The sequence below is a fragment of the Pseudomonas sp. MF6776 genome, from assembly GCF_016613125.1.
Taxonomy (GTDB): Bacteria; Pseudomonadota; Gammaproteobacteria; order Pseudomonadales; family Pseudomonadaceae; genus Aquipseudomonas; species Aquipseudomonas iridis.
On record NZ_JAENSQ010000015.1, the window covers coordinates 132,828 to 150,482 of the forward strand.

Below are 17,655 nucleotides of genomic sequence, written 5' to 3' on the forward strand. Positions count from 1 at the left end.
GGTCGCCGCACCGCATACTTGCGCGCAGTTGGCTATGCTGCTGACAGCATGACGCTGGTTCATATCTGAGGGATGCCCAATGTTTTACGTGCAACGCGATGCGCAAGGTGAGTTGATTCGCGTGGAAGCTGCGGCCTACGCCGAGGCCACGGAAACGCTGCCGGCCGACCACCATGAAATCCAGGCCTGGTACGCCAACGAAGCCGTGGAAAACAGCCTCAAACAGCTCAAGCAGAGCGACTTTGAGATGATTCGGGTACTCGACGACCTGATTCAGGTGCTGACCAGCAAAGGTGTGATCCGCGTCACCGACCTGCCGGAAGCGGCCCAGGCCAAGCTGATGGACCGGACTCAGGCACGTGAGGCATTGGGCGGGTTAAGTCAGTTGATTGATGAGGATGAGGGCGGGTTGATTTAGAAGCAAAAGATCGCAGCCTTCGGCAGCTCCTACAGGGAACGCATTCCAATGTAGGAGCTGCCGAAGGCTGCGATCTTTTCGCTTTCAAATCTTGAGATTTACTTCCAAGGCTTGGGCTCACCCAACAGCTGCCCCTGAACCCCATACAAGCCCATCTCGCGAATCACCGACAACTCCCCTTCCGTCTCGACCCGCTCGGCAATCAGCGGCAGATCAATGCTGTGCGCCGCGCGCTGGATGGCTTCGATAAACAGACGCTTGTCGCTCTCCTGATCAATCGCCCGAATGTAGCTGCCATCAATCTTCAAGTACGCCAGCCCTAGCCGCGCCAGGTTGCCGATCATGCTGAAGCGTCCGCCGAAACGTTGCAGGCTCAGGGAGAAACCCAGTTCACGCAGACGCCGGGTCAATTGCTCCAGCACCGCCTGTTCAGGCAATTGCTCCTCGCCGATCTCAAGGGTCAGGCGTGGGCCGAGGTTGGAATGCATCCGCAAAATCTCGAAGATTTTGTTCAATGCCTGTGGGTCCGCCAACGTAGCCGAAGACAGGTTCAGCGCCAACGAATCCTCATGTTCTTTCATCTGCTCCAGCACACGCTCCAGCATCAGGCGATCGAGCCGTGCGGTCCAGCCGAAGCGCTCCAGCCACGGCAAGAAGCGGCCGGCCGGAACGGTCTGGCCCTGCTCGTCGAGCAAGCGCGACAGCACTTTGTAATGCAGCACCAGTTGCGTGTCTTGCGCGGCCACCACTGGCTGGAAATACAACTCGAAGCGCTGCTGACTCAGAGCCTGGTCAAGCAAGCGATGCCAGGCATGGTGATCGTCGCCAACATCGGCGTTCAGGCTGTGATCGATACACGCCCAGTTCTGCTCGCCCTGCCCTTCGGCCTGGGCCAATGCCTGATCGCCGAGACTGAGCACCGCTTGTGGTGAATCACCGTGTGCAAACGGTGCAAGACCGATCGAGGCTACCGCCGCCACGTCAGTTGCGCCGGTGGCGTGGAGGCTGCTCAGGGCACTGTCGAGGTTCTGCGCCAGTTGCAGCGCTTCCTCACGCACCAGACCCGGCGCCAGCACGGCAAACTCACCGCCACGAATACGCGTGACGAGATTCTGGGTTTCCGGGTATTTGGCGCATTCGCGCGACAGTTGCTCGCCGACCGCTTTCAACAATTCATCGGTGCGCTGACCACCCAGGCGCTGGTTCAATCCGGCCAGATCCTGGACCCGTAACAGCAGCAGATAACCTGAGCTGGCCTGCTCCGGGTTGCTCACGCGATTGTTCAGTTGCATCTCGAAATAACGCCGGTTGGCCAGCCCCGTGAGGTTGTCCTGATAGGACTCGGCGCGCAGTTTTTCGCTGCGCTCGGCCTGCTCCTGAAACAGCGCCTTGAGCTTCTCGACCATCTGGTTCATCGCCTGAACCACACGGCGAAGTTCAGGGGTGCGCGGCAGGTCCGGCAGGCTGAGGAATTCACGCCGGGCGATGGCGTGGGACTGTTTGACCATGTAATCCAGCGGCTTCAACTGGCGACGCAGCAGCAGCGCGCCGAGCACCGCACTCACGGCGCCGCAAACCAACAGCCAACCGAGGCTGCCCAACGCGCTCTGCCACAGCTTGGCCACGGCAAACATCGGATGGCTGACCACCTCGACCCGCGCGGCCTGTTCCCAGCCGCGACTGACCAATGCATCACCGCCGGCCGGCTCCAGACCGATCAGTTTGACGAACCAGTCCGGCACGTTACTCACCGTGGGCGCGCCGTTGCGCTCGACGATGGTCTGGTCGGTCTTCACATCGACCACGCGGATGCTCGCGTAGTAACCGCTGTCGAAAATCGAGCTGACCAGCAGCTCGACCATCGCCGGGTCGTCGATATTCGGCGTCAGCGACAACGCCAACGCCGTGGCGGCGTCCTGAGCGTGAGAGCGCAACTGGTTGACGTACTGGGTACGCGAGCTCTCCAGACTGACCATGAAGCTGCCGGTGAAGGCGACCACCAGGAACAGACAGATAGCGAGCAACAGCTGTTTGAACAAGGACATCTGAGCGCGTGCTCCTAGTTAATCGTTTCGATCGCGAAACCTTCGGCCTGCATTTTCTTCAGCACATCCTGCCAGCGCGACAGGCGCTTGGTGTCGCCGACCTTTTTGTTGCCCTTGGCGCCCGGCAAATACAAACCTTCAGCATTGAAAGAGTAGACCGGCAGCAAATCGGTTCGCTGGGAGGCAGGCTGAATCGGATCGATCAGGCTGTCGAGCACCAGCGGCATGGCATCGGGAGTGGCATAGTACGTCAGCACCATGTGCGCGCGGTTCTGGCGCAGTGCCTTGACGTAAGTGATGCGCAGCTTGTCACTGGACACCCCGAGATGACGCAGGCTGAAATACTTGGCGATCGCATAGTCTTCGCAGTCACCGGCGCCTTTCCACAGTGCTTCGATGGGGGTTTCCCAATAGTCGACCTCATGCCACAGATCAATGTCTTCGACATAGCGCACCTGTTTGTTGAAGAACAGGTTCACCACTTTGAGTTTTTCCATTTCGCTGACCTGTTTCTGCGTGGCCAACAGATTTTGCCAGGCATCGATCCGCTGCTGTCCGGCGCCCAGCGGTCCGTAGATCGCCGTGGCCTTGCGGCTGATCGCGGAAAAATCCCAATCGGCATTCAGACCGCCCAGCATGAGGCCGGCCAGCAACAGTGCGCAGCCTAGCCAGCGCATCATCCGAGGGATCGCGAAACGTACCGCCACAGCAGGTTTCCAGAGGGCAGGAAGGAAAGCGTTTGATGGTGAAGCTTAGCCCGTTAAAAAACAATGGCACCATGAGATCATCGTGACCGCGCTAAACTGTATTGCAGGCGTCGATCCTCTACACGGTTTGACAAGCTGTAGAGCAATCACTAGTGTCCTTTGGATCCAAATTCAGTCGACATACAGGGTGCGTAGTCGTGACACAGAAGCCCAAACCGCTGCAGAGCATTAAAGTCGATGGGCCCATTCCCGCACACTTGGCTCGCTCGATCATCGAAGAAACCTTGCGCGCAGCCATCCTTGATGGACGCTTGCCCTGCGGTACCGCCCTGCGCCAGCAGGATCTGGCCGATCTGTTCGGGGTCAGCCGCATGCCCGTGCGCGAAGCCTTGCGTCAGCTTGAGGCACAGGCGCTGCTGAGTGTGACCGCACACAAAGGCGCAGTGGTTGCGCCGCTGATTCAGGGTGATGCCACGCAAACCTACGAGCTGCGGATTCTGCTTGAGTCCGAAGCCATGCGCCAATCCATTCCGCTGCTGACCGCTGCCGATCACGAGCAGGCGGCCAGGTATATCGACGAGCTCGAGACCCAGCACGATTACACGGAGATCGGCCGGCTCAACCGTTTGCTGCACATGGCGATGTACAGCAAGGCACCCAACCGGCGGCTATTGCGGCTGGTCGAAGACGGGCTCAACGAAGAAGAGCGCTTCCTGCGCTTCAACCTCGAGGCCATGGGCCTGGGCAAGCTGTCTCAGGACGACCACCGCGCCATGCTGCAAGCGGTGATGGAGCGTGATGTCGAACGTTCGGTGGCGCTGCTTGAGCAGCACCTCAACCGCGGTGTTGAAGTCATCAACCGCTATCTCGCCAGCCCTGAAGCACAACACCGCAAAGCCGCACGCTGAACCTGCACGCCGGGAGGGGAGCAATGCTTCTGCCCGGCGAATAACCCGCTTACAAATCCCCCGCCCTACGGGCACGAATCCACTGGCATATCCCCTCCTGCGCTCTAACCTCCTGCGCCAAACAAGCCCGAAATCGGTACGCCTCGCGGTGACCAATCGGTAATAGCCGTGAAGGCCATTTACCCTCAGTCTTGAACCGCCAACACAATAAAGAACGGGCGACGCACCGCACTGAAGGCGCAGTCCCCGCAACAGGAACCTACGGAAGGAGCCTTGTCACGGGAAAAGGAAAGATCGGCGCCGTTCCAGGCCACCTTTCACCCCCTTAAACAACTTCAATTTTTTCAATTTAAAAGTTGCTTCGAGTGAGGCATTCACTCTGTTTATTCGATTTTGGTATTTATTGACCGAAAGGAGCAACTTCGCCTGAATAAAACTTACTCGAAGAGTTTTATCGGACACTCTCACACTTGAAAAAACGACAACTAAAAATAATTAAAAAATATACTTGTTAAGTTGTTTTCCGATGTATTAGTTTTTCTCCGCCGAGCTTGAGATCTCTTCTCCTGCCGCACACAGCCCCACAGCATGAGCAATAGAGGGCGATACCTCGCCTGACTAGCGTGCTGTACGCATAGACGCTTAGTTCAACTTCATTAACTTGCATGAGGTCACTGCTCGCCCGAAAAAAAGTTTAACGAACCGCCGCTCCATCGATTACGCAGTTGCAACGTATTGTCCATTTCATATCAAGGATAGAGCCCCGTCATGTCTAATACAAAGCACCAACTTGCCCTGAAAAAAGCCGAACTCAGCGCTCACCCGATTTTTGCCGAAATTGATTCAATGACTGTTTTGCGACGTTTCATGGAAAGCCACGTGTTTGCCGTGTGGGATTTCATGTCACTGACCAAACGCCTGCAGCAGGAACTGACCTGCACCCGTTTGCCCTGGCTGCCGCCGCGTGATCCGCATGCTGCGCGCCTGATCAACGAGATTGTCCTCGGAGAGGAATCCGACGACCGCCTGAGCCACGGTCATTACAGTCATTTCGAGTTGTATCTGGATGCCATGCGCGAAGTCGGCGCTAGCACCTCGGCGGCGGAACGCTTCGTCGCGCTGCAAAAGGAAGGCGTGAGTTATGACGTGGCGCTGCAAAGTGTCGACGTCGATCCGGCCGCTGCCCAATTCGTCCGTGACACCTTGCGCACCGCCCTGCATGCGCCGGGGCACAGCGTTGCCGCCGCGTTCCTTCATGGTCGCGAAAGTGTGATCCCGACCATGTTCCAGCGCATCCTCGACGACTGGGGCATCGGCATCGAGCAGGCGCCGACCTTTCGCTATTACCTGGAGCGGCACATCGAGGTCGACTCCGAGGATCACGGCCCGGCGGCGGAGCAGTTGCTCGAGCGCCTGGTCGATGGCGATCCGCAACGCGAGGCCGAGGTATACGCCAGCGCCATCGCCGCCGTCGAAAGCCGCATCGCCCTGTGGGATGGCCTGCGCGTGAGCATGCGCGAGCCGTTGGCGGAGGTTGCCCAATGAACGCCGCCGACTATCAGTCCTTTGCAGATGCCTGGGAAAGCCGCGCCACCATCCGCACGCGCCCGCGCCGCGTTCTGGAAAACGACGAGCGTCTGATCTATCCGCTCAGTCGCCAACCACTGGTGCTCAGCGAAACCTTCCTGCGTGAATGCCCGCAGCAACGTGATTTCGCCTTGGTGCAGACGCTGTACAAGTTCATCAACGACGTGGTGATTTTCGAGACCGAAATCGTCGACAAGACCGCGCGCAGCATTGCCAAGAACCGCTTCGCCGTAGCGTTCCCGTTCGCCTGTCGTTACGACGCGATGACCGTTGTGGTCGACGAGGATTACCACGCGCTGGTGGCGATGGATTTCATGCAGCAGACGGTCGCCATGACCGGCATTGAGCCGATCCGCTTGCCGGATCAAATCGAACTGAGCCGGGCGATTCCCGCTGCTGTCGCGCTGGCGCCGGAACATCTGCGCAGCGCCGTGGAACTGATCTGCGTGGCCATCGCCGAGAACACCGTGACCGGCGACGTGGCGGCGTTCGCCCGCGACGACACGGTCAAGCCGTCGATCAAAGGCCTGATGGCCGACCACTTGCTCGACGAGGGTCGTCATTCCAGTTTCTGGGCGCGGATGGTGCGTATCTATTGGCACACCGCGAGCGTGGCTGATCGTGAAGCCATCGCGAAAATCCTGCCGGTGTTCATCGGCCATTACCTGACCAACGACATCCAGAAATCCTTCGATTTACGCCTGATCGATGCCCTGCAGGTCAGCGAAGAGACGCGCCTTTCGCTCAAGGAAGAGATGACCGGTCTGGCCTTCCCGATCAATCGCCATCACCCACTGGTGGGCAACATCATCAAGTTTTTCCACAACAGCTCGCTGCTCGACACACCGTGCGTGCAGCACGCCCTGCGCGACTACCTGGTTTGAGGAGGCCGACATGAAACGTCTCGATATTTTATTGATTGGCGCCAGCCAGGCGATGACCGACCTGGCGCAGGAACTTGAACAGCAGGGTCACTCCCTGGATCGCAGCGGCGCAGCGAAATCGACGGTGGATTTGATCATTGACGATGGCTTCATTGCGGCTGGCGACTTCTGCGCGATCCCACACCTGCATCTGCGTTTGGGGGGCGGTGGGCATAGCAATGCAGGTCTGCCGTCGATCGACCTGCTGTGCTTTCTCGGCTCGACATTGATCAGCCGCGTGCCGATTGGCGATGAGCCGTCCGGCAACGGGCAGGCATTGCGCCAAAGGGTGCTGATGCACGTGGTGGACGAAGTGTCGTTGCTGGTCAGCCGCTACTCCCGCGACCCGGAATACTTGCGGTATGCCGCTGCGGTGACGGCGCCGGATTTCGAGCGGCTGGAAAACCTGCAGTTTCTCGACAGCCTTGCCTACGTCCATCGCCTTAACGCCACAGTGAATGCCGCACTGCTGGAACGGGCGCAGATTCCGCTGATCCAGCGCCTGCAACAGAGCCTGATTCGCCACGCCGATCGGCCGGCGCTGCACCTCGCTGAGCAGTCGATCAGCTATCGACAGTTGCATGCGCATAGCCAGGCGATCCAACAGCGCTTGCAGCCCCTGCTCGACCCGCATCCGCAGCCTTGGGTGGTAGGCATTTGTTTACCGAAAAGCCCCGCGCTGTTCGCCTCCATTCTGGCGATTCTCGGCAGTGGAGCGGTGTATCTGCCGCTGGAACCCAGTCATCCGTTGCAGCGCCAGCAATACATTCTGCAAAACGCGGGCGCGCTGCTGTTGCTGCATGACGGTTTGCACCCGCTGAGCGAATCAATGCCGGGGCTGGATGTCAGCCACATCGACAGGGCCGACGCAAACCTCGCGCAACCGTTGATGCGCCAGCGCCCCGAACTCGACGCGCCGTGCATGGCGCTCTACACCTCGGGCACCACCGGGCATCCGAAGGGTGTGTTGCTCAGTCAGGCAAACCTTGCGCACTTCACTGCGTGGTACGCCGACTACACACAACTCAACACCAGTAGCCGGGTACTGCAGTTCTCTTCGCTGAGTTTCGACTCGTCGCTGATCGACATTTTCCCGACCTTGCTCGAAGGCGCCGAACTGGTGGTGCCCGACGACACGCAACGGCGCGATCCGCTGCAACTGGTCGCACTGATTCGCCGCCGACAACTTACACACGCGTTCCTGCCACCGGCGCTGTTGAGCATCCTGCCGCTGGAACAACTGCAAGGCGTGCAGCAGGTAATGACGGGGGGCGATGTCTGCGAGCCGTTCGTCATCGAGCAACTGACCCGCCAAGGCAAACTGCACAACCTCTACGGCCCCACTGAAGCCACGGTTTTGATCACCGCGCGGCAGCTCGAACCGGGTGACAGCAATCGTACGCTCGGTGCACCGATCGCCAACAGCCATGTGCTGATTCTCGATGACGACCTGCAACCGGTGGCCGAGCACACCGTCGGCGAATTGTTCATCGTCGGCCCCGGTGTCTGCCTCGGTTACCTCAACAATCCACAGCAGACCGCCGAGCGCTATCTGACCCTCAACCTGCCGGGCGGCGAGCAACTGCGCGCCTATCGCAGTGGCGACATGGCCAAGTGGGGCGAGCACGGCATCGAGCTGTGCGGGCGACGCGACAATCAGGTGAAGATCCGTGGCTTTCGGGTCGAGCCGGAAGAGATAGAACGCTGCCTGCGCGAGAGCCAGTTGTACCGACAGGTGGCGGTGGTGATCAACAGTCAGCGACGGATTCTGGCGTTTCTCGCCCAGCCGCAAACGGACGCCGCCCGCGACGCATTGAAAGCCCACGCCCAGCAGTTTCTACCCGACTACATGCAACCGGTGGCGTGGACTGAGCTGCCGAGCATGCCGTTCGCCAGCAATGGCAAGGTCGACCGAAAAGCGCTGCTGGGGTTACCGGTGAGCGTGCAGGACAACGGCCCGAAATGCCTGCCGGCCAATGAAGACGAAGCGCTGCTGCTGGAGATCTGGGCGGAGTTGCTGGAGCTGCCGACCAGCGATATTTCCACCGACGAGAGTTTCTTCAATCTCGGCGGCCACTCGATTCTGCTGTCGCGCATGTTGCTGCGCTTGCGTGAAGAGTTTGGCCGCAGCATCTCGATCAATCGCTTCATCGAACAGCCGACCATCATCAAACTCGCCACGCTAGTGCGCGGCACCGATGACAGCGCCGTACTCAGCGTCCAGGCCATGGCCGACGCCGAGCGTACGCTGGACATCGAACCGCTGCCAATCAGCCGCATGGGCGATGTGCACAAGGTGATCGTCACCGGCGCCAACAGTTTTGTCGGCGTGCACATCGTCGAGGCGCTGCTCGGTTGGGGCGCCAGTGAAGTGGCGTGCCTGGTGCGCGACGGGGGCGGGCAAACAGCGGCGCAGCGCTTCGCTCAGGCACTGCGCGAAAACCGGCTGGAACATCTGGATCTGAGTCGGGTGCGGGTGTACGCGGCAGACATCACCCGTCCGCAACTCGGGCTGGGGGAGGACGACTATCAACGGCTGGACAGTGAGTTCGGTGCGCTGGTGCACAACGCGGCCAACGTCAATCACGTCCTTGATTACGAGTCGCTGGCAGCGGACAACGTCGAGCCGATTTTCGAGCTACTGCGCCTGTGCGAAGGGCGCAGCAAAAAGGTCTTCAATTTTGTCTCGACACTGTCGGCTTCAAGCACGGTCGACGACGCGGGTCGGGTGCTGGAGTTGCCTGCCGCGCCGACGCCACCGATCTACATCCGCAATGGCTATAACCTGTCGAAATGGGTCGGCGAACGCATCCTCGAACGGGCGCGGACGCTGGGTGTACGGGTCAATCTGTATCGCCCCGGCAACATCAGTTTCAACAGCCTGAGCGGCGTCTGCCAGCCGCACAAAAACCGCTTGATGCTGATGCTCAAAGGCTCGATTCAGCTCGGCCAGGTGCCTGCATTCGCACTGAATTTCGACCTGATGCCGGTGGACTTTCTCGCCCGCTTCATCGCCTTTCACGCCAGCCGTTACGCGGCGGAACGGGCGGTGTTCAACCTGCACAACCCCGAGCCTCTGAGCTGGGACGCCTACGTTGCCTCGTTCCGCGATACCGGCAGCGAGTTCTCGCTGGTCAGCGTCGCCGACTGGCAACAACAACTGGGACGGGTCGACGCCGACAACGCGCTGTTCGGCGTGCTCGGTTTCTACCTCAACGGCTTCGAAGAAGACATCGGCGACATCTCTCTGATCGGCCACGCCAACGCGCAAGCCGGCGTGCAGCAGATGGGCGCGCATTACCCGGAAAAATCCCCGGCGCTGCTGCGCCGCGGCTGCGATTACCTGAAAGAAATCAACTTCATCTAGTTCATCAAAAAGGAGCACCACCATGAACACTCTGCAACCCGACACCCTGATCAAAAACCCGCACGGCTGCCACGTCATGTCCTCGGTTGAAGTACCAGCAGAAGCGACGAAAGTCTGGGCGGTGGTCGGCGACTTCGGCGGTTTCGACCGTTTCATTCCGGCGCTGTCGCACATCGAGATGACCGGTGAGGGTGTGTCCTCGCTGCGCAAGAAATTCTTCAGGGATGGCAACGTGGTGGTTGAACAACTCAACTCCCGCGACGAGCAGGCGCAAAGCATGACCTGGACGACGATCTACAACACCCTGGGCGTGGCCAATCTTTGGGCGGCGATGAAGGTTGAATCGTTGGGCGAAGGGCAGTCGCGGGCGACCTGGACGATCATTGCCGAGCCGGCCAGTGGAGGGGCGGAGGCGTTGCCGGGGTTCAAGGATTTTGTGCAGGGGTTTGCGGATGATGCGATGGGGAATGTGTTGAAGCTGTTCGTTTAGGGCTTGAGTTGAGCGGTGAGTGAACTACCGCCATCGCTGGCAAGCCAGCTCCCACAGGGTCCAGGTCGTTCACAAATGTTGTGTTCGCCAAAAAACCTGTGGGAGCGGACTTGTCCGCGATGAACGATAACGCGATCAGATCTTGAAGCTGTCCACCAACTGCTTCAAACGATTCGCCTGCTGCGACAACGCATCACAATCCTTCAACGTTTCGTTGAGGTTGGCCACGCTCTGCTGGTTCAACAGGTTGATCTGGTTAACGTCGACGTTGAGGGTTTCCACCACCGCCGTCTGCTCTTCAGTCGCAGCGGCTACCGACTGGTTCATGCCGTCGATTTCGCCGATGCGCTGGGTCACGCTGACCAGGCGCAAACCGGCCTGGTTGGCCACTTCAACGCTTTGCTCGCTGGACGCCTGGCTGGCGTTCATGGTGCTCACCGCCTCACGTGAACCGACCTGCAACGACGTGATCATCTTGTGGATCTCTTCCGCCGATTCCTGGGTGCGATGGGCGAGGTTACGTACCTCGTCCGCCACTACCGCAAAACCGCGTCCGGCTTCACCTGCACGTGCTGCTTCAATCGCGGCGTTGAGCGCCAGCAGATTGGTCTGCTGCGAAATGCCTTTGATCACATCGAGGATGTGGCCGATGTTGTCGGTGCTGGCGTTCAGCGTTTCGATCTGCGTGCACGACAGGCTGATCTTCTGCGACAACTCGGTCATCGCCAGAATGGTTTGCTCCACCACCTGGCGACCGTCATCAGCCTGCTCACTCGCGCCGCTGGCGTGCTGCGAAGCATCGGCAGCATTGCGGGCGATTTCCTGAGTGGCGGCACCCAGTTCGTTGATCGCGGCGGCGACGCTGTTGGTGCGCGCACTTTGCTCGTCCGAACCGACGATGGAAGCGTTGGACGAAGCCATCACGCGTTGCGACAGGTCATGCACCTGGCGGGTCGCCGAAGACACTTCGGAAATCGACGCGTGAATCCGCTCGACAAACTGGTTGAACGAGCTGCCCAGTTCACCGAACTCATCTTTGCTCTCGACCGCCAGACGACGCGTCAAATCGCCTTCGCCCTGTGCGATGTCCTGCATCGCGCGGCCCATGGTGATCAGCGGACGCATCAGCACAGTGATCAAAAGGCTCAGGAACACGGCAATTGCACCCACCGCCACGAACATGGCGATCAGCGCCGAAGTACGGAACTGGCTGAGTGCGGCGTAGGCCTTGTCGCGATCGATCGACAGACCGATGTACCACTCGGCATTGGGCAAACCACTGACCGGGGTAAACGACAGGATGCGTTCCTGACCGTTGAGCACTACGTTCTGGTTGCCCTTCTCGATGCGGACGCTGGTGTTCGGGTAGATGTCTTTCAGGTTCTTCATCACCTGATCTTTGTCCGGGCTGACGATCACCTGGCCGTCACCGCTGACCAGGAACGCATGGCCGATGCCACCGAAGTCCACCGAGTTGATGATCTTCACCAGGGTTTCCAGGCTCAGGTCACCGCCGACCACGCCAATCAGCTCGCCGTTCTTCTTCACCGGCATGGCAATGGTCACCACCAGACCGCCGACAGCGGCCATGTACGGCGGCGTCAGCATGGTTTTGTCGGCTACCACTGCTTGCTTGTACCAAGGGCGCTGACGCGGGTCGTAACCGTCCGGCATCTTCGCGTCTGGGCGTTGGGTGAATACACCGTTGGCCTGGCCGACGTAGGTGAACTGGAAGTTCGAGGTGAAGGCTGGTTGATCGACCAGGCCCGGAAAGTCGGCTTCCTTGCCCTGATGGGCAACGTTCTGCGCGAGGTTTTCCAGCACCAGGATCCGCCCGCTCATCCAGTTCTGCACGCTGCTGGCGGTCAGATCGCCGGCCTGCTGCACGGAGGACTGGAGGTTCTGGCGAATGGTGTTTCGCTGCAGATAGTCGTTGTAGAGGGTGAATAAAGCGAAAGCCAGGACCACGACGCCCGAGGCGGCCAACAGGATTTTATGGCTGAACTTGAGATTCATTTCATGGGACTTCTTATGCAAAAGTGGGTATGCGTTCGGGGATGCAACATTCCATGTAGCTCCAAATATCCAATAGCTGGCAGGCAGCGTTCTGATGGCCGCTCTACTTTGGTGCACGCATGTCTCACCAGTCTGTCGGCACGTTTCGGAGAAATCTTAGGGTTGTGTGGGAAATGGATGGCATTAATGTCGGATTCCCGCCGAACGGCGTGCCAGAGCTGTCGCCACCGTGTTTTTTATGAACGTTCTCCGAGGGGAGGTTGCAAAATTTCCTACCCTTGATAAAAATGCGACTAATTATCATTTGTGTCGTTCGGGCTGGCGCGTTCATGTCCTCACCTGAGTTTGCAGTACAGGCGCTCTACAGTAGTCATCACGGCTGGCTGAATGCCTGGCTGCGCGCGCGGCTCGGCAACGCGGCCGATGCAGCGGATCTGGCGCAAGATACTTTTGTACGCTTGCTGCAACGCACCGAACGTCTCGAACTCAAGACCCCTCGCGCCTTCCTGCGTACCATCGCGCGCGGCCTGGTGATCGACCACTGGCGCCGTGAAGAGATCGAACGTGCGTATCTGGAAACCATCGCCCATCTGCCCGAGGCCGAAACGCCGAGCGCCGAAGCCCGCGCGCTGGTGATCGAACTGCTGGAAAGCATCGCGCGCATGCTTGAAGGATTGAAGCCAAAAGTGCGTCAGGCGTTTCTTCTGGCGCAGTGCGAAGGTTTGACGCACAAGCAGATCGCCGAACAGATGGGATTATCGCTGCGTTCGGTCGAGCGCTACGTCGCCGATGCGCTCTATCACTGCTATGTGCTGCGGTACGACAGCTGATGCCTGTGGACAAGTTATCCCTCGGCCGCCGCGCCGAGCCCCAGCAACAGGTGGTTAAACAGGCGATTCACTGGCTGCTGCGTCTGCGCAATAACCACGGTAATTCACGCTTGAGCCGCCAGTGCGAACAATGGCGCGCCGAGCATCATGAACATGAATTGGCGTGGCAACGGGTGCAGTCGCTGCAAGCCGAATTGAGCCACAACCTGCGCGCGGTGCCGGGTGCGCAAGTGGCGTTGAATACGTTGGAAATCAGTGCGCAGGGCTTGGGCCGGCGCCAGGCGTTGAAGCTGTTGTCTGGCGCATTGTTGCTGGGCTCCGCTACATGGCTGGCCAAGGACGCTTCGCCCTGGCAGCAATGGAGCGCCGATTACGCCACCGCGACGGGCGAGCGACGTGGATTCCAGTTGCCAGACGGCACGCGGATCGAGCTCAACACCGCCAGTGCGGTGGATCTGGATTACACCGCGCAGCAAAGGCTGATCAAACTCACTCGCGGCGAAATTCTCGTCACCTGCGGCGGCGCGGACGAGGGCTCAGCCTTTGAACGGCCGCTGCGTGTGCAAAGTCGTCATGGCGTTTACGAGCCTCAGGGCGCGCGGTTCGTTTTGCGCCAGGACAGCGATTGCACGCGACTGAGCGTCACCAGCGGGCGTGTTGCCATTAACGCTGGCGGCACCTCGATCGAGGCGCTCGCCGGGCAGAGTTATCTGATCGATCACCATCACGTGCGCGCGGCGCCACCGCTGAATATGGATGTCGGCGCGTGGGCCGACGGCTTGATTGTCACGCGCAATATGCGTCTGGGCGATTTCCTCACTGAGGTCGGTCGTTATCGTCAGGGCTTTTTGAGCTGCGCTTTGGATGTGGCTGATTTGCGTCTATCCGGCGTATTCCGCCTGGAGGACACCGACAAATTACTAGCAATCCTGCCGCGGACCTTGCCGGTGCAACTGCGCTATCGCACTCGCTGGTGGGTAACCCTGGAAGCTGCAGTCTGAAATTTTTTTGGCGGGTTTTCGCGGCAATTCCGGCTTAGTCAGTAAGCACTTCAACTCAGCCTTCGCGACTTCCTACGGAAACCTGAAATGACTGTCCGTACCATCTGTAAGAACCCTCTGAATTCCACTACCGAATCGGGCCTGCTGCGCCACGCCGTTCGGGCAGCACTGTTCTCCACTGCGTTGGGCACTGGTGCGTTACCGAGCCTGAGCCTGGCGGCCACTGCCAGTGCCAATGAGGTCAGCCATCGCTACAACATCGCCGCCGGGCCGTTGGGTGACGCGCTGAATCAGTTCGCGCGCCAGGCCGGCATCACGTTGTCGATGACCCCACAGCAGACTCAGGGGCGGCAATCCCTGGGGGTACAGGGCGAATATTCGACCGATCAGGCCTTGAGCCATTTGCTCGGCGGTTCGGGGCTCGAAGCGGTCAGTCAGGATGGCAGCAGCTATATTCTGCGTTCGGTCGCAGAAACCGCAGCGCTGGCCTTGCCGACCACGGACATCAAAGGCTTCGCGCTCGGCAATGCGCTGGGCAGTATGGACGGCTACAACGCCACTCACAGCCAGATCGCCACCAAGACCAGTACCGCGTTGCGTGAAACGTCGCAAAGCGTGTCTGTGGTCACCCGTGAGCAAATGGATGACCAGGGCGCGCAAACGGTTTCGCAAACGATGCGCTACACACCGGGCGTGCTGACTAATCCGTATGGCGCCACGCACCGTTACGACTACGTGGCGATGCGCGGTTTCAACGACGGCTCGGTGGATAACATCTACCTCGACGGCCTCAAGTCGATGGGCGACAGCGGCACCTACAGCACCATGCAGGTCGATCCGTATTTCCTTGAGCGCGTGGATATTCTCAAAGGCCCGTCGTCGGTGCTCTACGGCCGCAGCTCGCCGGGTGGTCTGGTGGCGCTGACCAGTAAAAAACCGTTGTACGAGACGTATCGCCAGGTGCAAGCAACGGTCGGCACGCAAGGCCAGCATGGTGTCGGTTTTGACTTCAGCGGCCCGGTCGATGACGACAAGCGTATCGCCTATCGTCTGACTGGTTTGTCGGATCAGTCCGACACACAATTCGACCACAACAAGGAAAAGCGCTTCGCCCTCGCGCCGACCCTCAGCATTGATTTCACTGAGGACACGTCACTGACGCTACAGGCGTATCTGCAACACGATCCGGATGGCGGCTACCACGGTGGCGTACCCGCCGACGGTACGATTCATCAGCGTAATGGTCAGCGGATCTCGCCGCACTTCTTCGAGGGTGAGCCGAGCATTGATGGCTATTCCCGTGATCAGCAATCGTTCGGTTATCAGTTCGAGCATCGCTTCAACGATGTCTTCACGGCGCGGCAGAACTTCCGTTACCTCGATTCCAAAGTGAACATGGATCAGGTCTATGCCTATGGCTGGACCTCGCCGACCAGCAACGAGTTGAACCGCTACTACACGGGCGGTGACGAGCGCCTGCATGCCTTTATCGTCGACAACATGTTGCAGGCCGAATTTTTTACCGGCGCGACCAAGCACACAGTGCTGATGGGGGCGGATTATCAGCGGCGCAAAACCGTGGTCGACTGGACCAGCGGCGGCCTCGCACCGATCAACGCGTTCAATCCGGTTTATGGCAACTCGGCGATCGACCTGTACGGCAAGACCAGTTACCTGCGTCGACTGGAGCAAACCGGCGTTTACCTGCAAGACCTGATCGAGATGGACAAATGGCGCTTCTCGCTGGGTCTGCGTCAGGACTGGGTTGAGACGTCTGACGAAAACCGCATCGCCGAGGCCGGGCGCCCCGAGGGCAGCGAAATCAAAGACCAGCGCACCAAGCTGACTGGCCGCGCCGGTGCGCTCTACCTGTTCGATAACGGCTTGGCGCCTTACATCAGCTACTCCGAGTCGTTTAACCCTAACTCCTATGCCGACAGCGCGGGCAATCCGTTAGCCCCGGCTGATGGCACGCAGTGGGAAGTGGGCCTGAAGTATCAGCCGCCGGGCACTGACGACCTATTTACCGCGTCGCTGTTCCACATTGATCAGGAAAACCTGGCGACCAAACTGCCGCAGGAAAACTTCTACCGCGCTGTAGGAGCTGTCCGCTCTCAGGGTCTGGAACTGGAAGCGCACATGCAACTGACCGATCACCTGAAAGTCCTCGGCAGTTACACCTTCACTGATATCGAGTATTCGAAGTCGATGATCAGCACGCTGAGCACTCCTACCGACGTGATCGAGAACAAAGGCAATTCACCGACCCAAGCGCCTCGGCACATGGCGTCGTTGTGGGCTGACTATAAGTTCGACAGTGCGGCACTCGATGGTCTGCGTTTGGGCGGCGGGGTGCGTTATGTCGGCTACAGCTGGGCGGACGCGGAGAACACCATGAAGGTCCCGTCCTACACGCTGTTCGACGCGTCGATTGGCTACGACCTGGGCAAAGTCGGCTTGAAGGGCGTTGACGTACGCCTGAACGCGAACAATCTGACAAACGAGTCCTACGTGGCATCCTGCGCCAGCCTGAACTTCTGCTACATGGGCGAAGAGCGCAATGTTGCAGCCACGGTCAGCTATCAGTTCTAAGCCATTGCCTTGTGCATAAAAAAGCCAGCCCCGGATGTTCAGGGGCTGGCTTTGTCGTATCAGTGGGGAAACATTTCATGCGCGCTGCCCGGCAACTGGGGATTGCTGCTGATGGGGTCGGTTGCCGTTGCTTGGGTGATCGATTGTTTCTGGCTGTTCTTTCACGGTACGGATGGGCGATTGCTAGGGCAGGAAATCGCAGGACATGGGACGTTGGGAGAACAGTTTTATCGGTTGCAGTTACCGATACATGGTGGACGGATCATCGGGTTTACTGGCCAAGTGATGATCGCGGTATTAGACGTTTTGATTGCGGGTTTATCGGCAACTGGTGTCCACATCTGGTGGCGCAAGTGACAGGCTCGACGTATCAGCAAGGCTCGCAAAGCAGCTTGATGGTTTGATTTTTATAAGCTCTGAAACAACAAAACCCCTGTCTGCGTTAGCAGACAGGGGTTTCGGAATTTAATCTTGACGATGACCTACTCTCACATGGGGAAACCCCACACTACCATCGGCGATGCATCGTTTCACTACTGAGTTCGGGATGGGATCAGGTGGTTCCAACGCTCTATGGTCGTCAAGAAATTCTATAACTGGCCCGTCAACACGATGACGAGACAGCAAAAACGGGTACTTCTACTAAAACAAAACCCCAACTGCTTTCGCAATTGGGGTTTCGGAATTTAATCTTGACGATGACCTACTCTCACATGGGGAAACCCCACACTACCATCGGCGATGCATCGTTTCACTGCTGAGTTCGGGATG

At 59.0% G+C, this 17,655-nt stretch carries 12 protein-coding genes, 2 rRNA genes and 2 pseudogenes; 10 read left to right on the forward strand and 6 right to left on the reverse strand.

Translation table 11 applies throughout. The annotated features are described in order from the left end of the window. The first annotated feature begins 79 nt into the window (after nucleotides 1-79). Entirely contained in the window at nucleotides 80-418 is a 339-nt protein-coding gene (locus JJD74_RS18360; RefSeq protein WP_042557024.1) for a hypothetical protein, read from the forward strand. Nucleotides 419-516: 98 nt separating this feature from the next. On the opposite strand, the gene lapD is transcribed toward JJD74_RS18360, so the two are convergent. Together lapD and lapG are read right to left on the reverse strand one after the other, a co-directional pair. Further along, nucleotides 517-2,463 carry a cyclic di-GMP receptor LapD gene (gene lapD / locus JJD74_RS18365; protein ID WP_042557023.1) on the reverse strand — a complete coding sequence of 649 codons (1,947 nt, stop codon included), beginning with the start codon at nucleotides 2,461-2,463 and terminating at the stop codon, nucleotides 517-519. 14 nt (nucleotides 2,464-2,477) lie between these two features. Next, nucleotides 2,478-3,170: a cysteine protease LapG gene (gene lapG, locus JJD74_RS18370; protein WP_042557022.1), complete on the reverse strand. Its 693-nt coding sequence runs from the start codon at nucleotides 3,168-3,170 to the stop codon at nucleotides 2,478-2,480. A 197-nt stretch (nucleotides 3,171-3,367) separates the two neighbouring features. Here lapG and JJD74_RS18375 point away from each other — a divergent pair, with 197 nt between their 5' ends. The 5 genes from JJD74_RS18375 (at nucleotide 3,368) to JJD74_RS18395 (ending at nucleotide 10,445) form a co-directional block, all read left to right on the forward strand. Further along, nucleotides 3,368-4,078: a GntR family transcriptional regulator gene (locus JJD74_RS18375; protein ID WP_042557021.1), complete on the forward strand. Its 711-nt coding sequence runs from the start codon at nucleotides 3,368-3,370 to the stop codon at nucleotides 4,076-4,078. A gap of 768 nt (nucleotides 4,079-4,846) precedes the next feature. After that, nucleotides 4,847-5,623 (forward strand): DUF3050 domain-containing protein, encoded by a 777-nt coding sequence (locus JJD74_RS18380; RefSeq protein ID WP_042557020.1) that lies wholly within the window; start codon nucleotides 4,847-4,849, stop codon nucleotides 5,621-5,623. After that, nucleotides 5,620-6,549, forward strand: coding sequence for a diiron oxygenase (locus JJD74_RS18385; RefSeq protein ID WP_200616461.1), 930 nt, complete (start codon nucleotides 5,620-5,622; stop codon nucleotides 6,547-6,549). Before JJD74_RS18380 ends, JJD74_RS18385 begins: the two co-directional genes overlap by 4 nt. 10 nt (nucleotides 6,550-6,559) lie before the next feature. After that, nucleotides 6,560-9,955: an amino acid adenylation domain-containing protein gene (locus tag JJD74_RS18390; RefSeq protein WP_200616464.1), complete on the forward strand. Its 3,396-nt coding sequence runs from the start codon at nucleotides 6,560-6,562 to the stop codon at nucleotides 9,953-9,955. Between the two features lie 22 nt (nucleotides 9,956-9,977). After that, on the forward strand, nucleotides 9,978-10,445 hold the full coding sequence (locus tag JJD74_RS18395) for an SRPBCC family protein (protein ID WP_042557017.1): 468 nt from the start codon (nucleotides 9,978-9,980) through the stop codon (nucleotides 10,443-10,445). A 135-nt stretch (nucleotides 10,446-10,580) separates the two neighbouring features. On the opposite strand, the gene JJD74_RS31500 is transcribed toward JJD74_RS18395, so the two are convergent. Both JJD74_RS31500 and JJD74_RS31505 read right to left on the reverse strand, forming a co-directional pair. Further along, nucleotides 10,581-11,366, reverse strand: a complete 786-nt coding sequence (locus JJD74_RS31500; protein WP_371857642.1) for a methyl-accepting chemotaxis protein — start codon at nucleotides 11,364-11,366, stop codon at nucleotides 10,581-10,583. A gap of 69 nt (nucleotides 11,367-11,435) precedes the next feature. Further along, nucleotides 11,436-12,461, reverse strand: a pseudogene (locus JJD74_RS31505) (HAMP domain-containing protein); the annotation flags it as partial. A 329-nt stretch (nucleotides 12,462-12,790) separates the two neighbouring features. Here JJD74_RS31505 and JJD74_RS18405 point away from each other — a divergent pair. The 4 genes and pseudogenes from JJD74_RS18405 to JJD74_RS18420 form a co-directional block, all read left to right on the forward strand. After that, nucleotides 12,791-13,291 (forward strand): sigma-70 family RNA polymerase sigma factor, encoded by a 501-nt coding sequence (locus JJD74_RS18405; RefSeq protein WP_200616467.1) that lies wholly within the window; start codon nucleotides 12,791-12,793, stop codon nucleotides 13,289-13,291. Then, nucleotides 13,291-14,292, forward strand: a complete 1,002-nt coding sequence (locus JJD74_RS18410) for a FecR domain-containing protein (RefSeq protein WP_200616469.1) — start codon at nucleotides 13,291-13,293, stop codon at nucleotides 14,290-14,292. The genes JJD74_RS18405 and JJD74_RS18410 overlap by 1 nt, the downstream gene beginning before the upstream one ends. Nucleotides 14,293-14,379: 87 nt before the next feature. After that, nucleotides 14,380-16,884, forward strand: coding sequence for a TonB-dependent siderophore receptor (locus tag JJD74_RS18415; protein WP_200616472.1), 2,505 nt, complete (start codon nucleotides 14,380-14,382; stop codon nucleotides 16,882-16,884). Between the two features lie 150 nt (nucleotides 16,885-17,034). Beyond that, nucleotides 17,035-17,241: pseudogene (locus JJD74_RS18420) on the forward strand (PepSY domain-containing protein); the annotation flags it as partial. Between the two features lie 112 nt (nucleotides 17,242-17,353). Here the strand turns inward: JJD74_RS18420 and rrf (JJD74_RS18425) are convergent. Then, nucleotides 17,354-17,469 (reverse strand): 5S ribosomal RNA (gene rrf / locus JJD74_RS18425). 105 nt (nucleotides 17,470-17,574) lie between these two features. Then, nucleotides 17,575-17,655 (reverse strand): 5S ribosomal RNA (gene rrf, locus JJD74_RS31510); the annotation flags it as partial.

What these genes read in the sequence shown, in the direction of transcription:
- JJD74_RS18360 (WP_042557024.1), top strand. Translation starts at nt 80, where the DNA reads ATGTTTTACGTGCAACGCGATGCGCAAGGTGAGTTGATTCGCGTGGAA.
- lapD (WP_042557023.1), bottom strand. Translation starts at nt 2,463, where the DNA reads ATGTCCTTGTTCAAACAGCTGTTGCTCGCTATCTGTCTGTTCCTGGTG.
- JJD74_RS18380 (WP_042557020.1), top strand. Translation starts at nt 4,847, where the DNA reads ATGTCTAATACAAAGCACCAACTTGCCCTGAAAAAAGCCGAACTCAGC.
- JJD74_RS18385 (WP_200616461.1), top strand. Translation starts at nt 5,620, where the DNA reads ATGAACGCCGCCGACTATCAGTCCTTTGCAGATGCCTGGGAAAGCCGC.
- JJD74_RS18390 (WP_200616464.1), top strand. Translation starts at nt 6,560, where the DNA reads ATGAAACGTCTCGATATTTTATTGATTGGCGCCAGCCAGGCGATGACC.
- JJD74_RS18395 (WP_042557017.1), top strand. Translation starts at nt 9,978, where the DNA reads ATGAACACTCTGCAACCCGACACCCTGATCAAAAACCCGCACGGCTGC.
- JJD74_RS31500 (WP_371857642.1), bottom strand. Translation starts at nt 11,366, where the DNA reads ATGGCTTCGTCCAACGCTTCCATCGTCGGTTCGGACGAGCAAAGTGCG.
- JJD74_RS18405 (WP_200616467.1), top strand. Translation starts at nt 12,791, where the DNA reads ATGTCCTCACCTGAGTTTGCAGTACAGGCGCTCTACAGTAGTCATCAC.
- JJD74_RS18410 (WP_200616469.1), top strand. Translation starts at nt 13,291, where the DNA reads ATGCCTGTGGACAAGTTATCCCTCGGCCGCCGCGCCGAGCCCCAGCAA.
- JJD74_RS18415 (WP_200616472.1), top strand. Translation starts at nt 14,380, where the DNA reads ATGACTGTCCGTACCATCTGTAAGAACCCTCTGAATTCCACTACCGAA.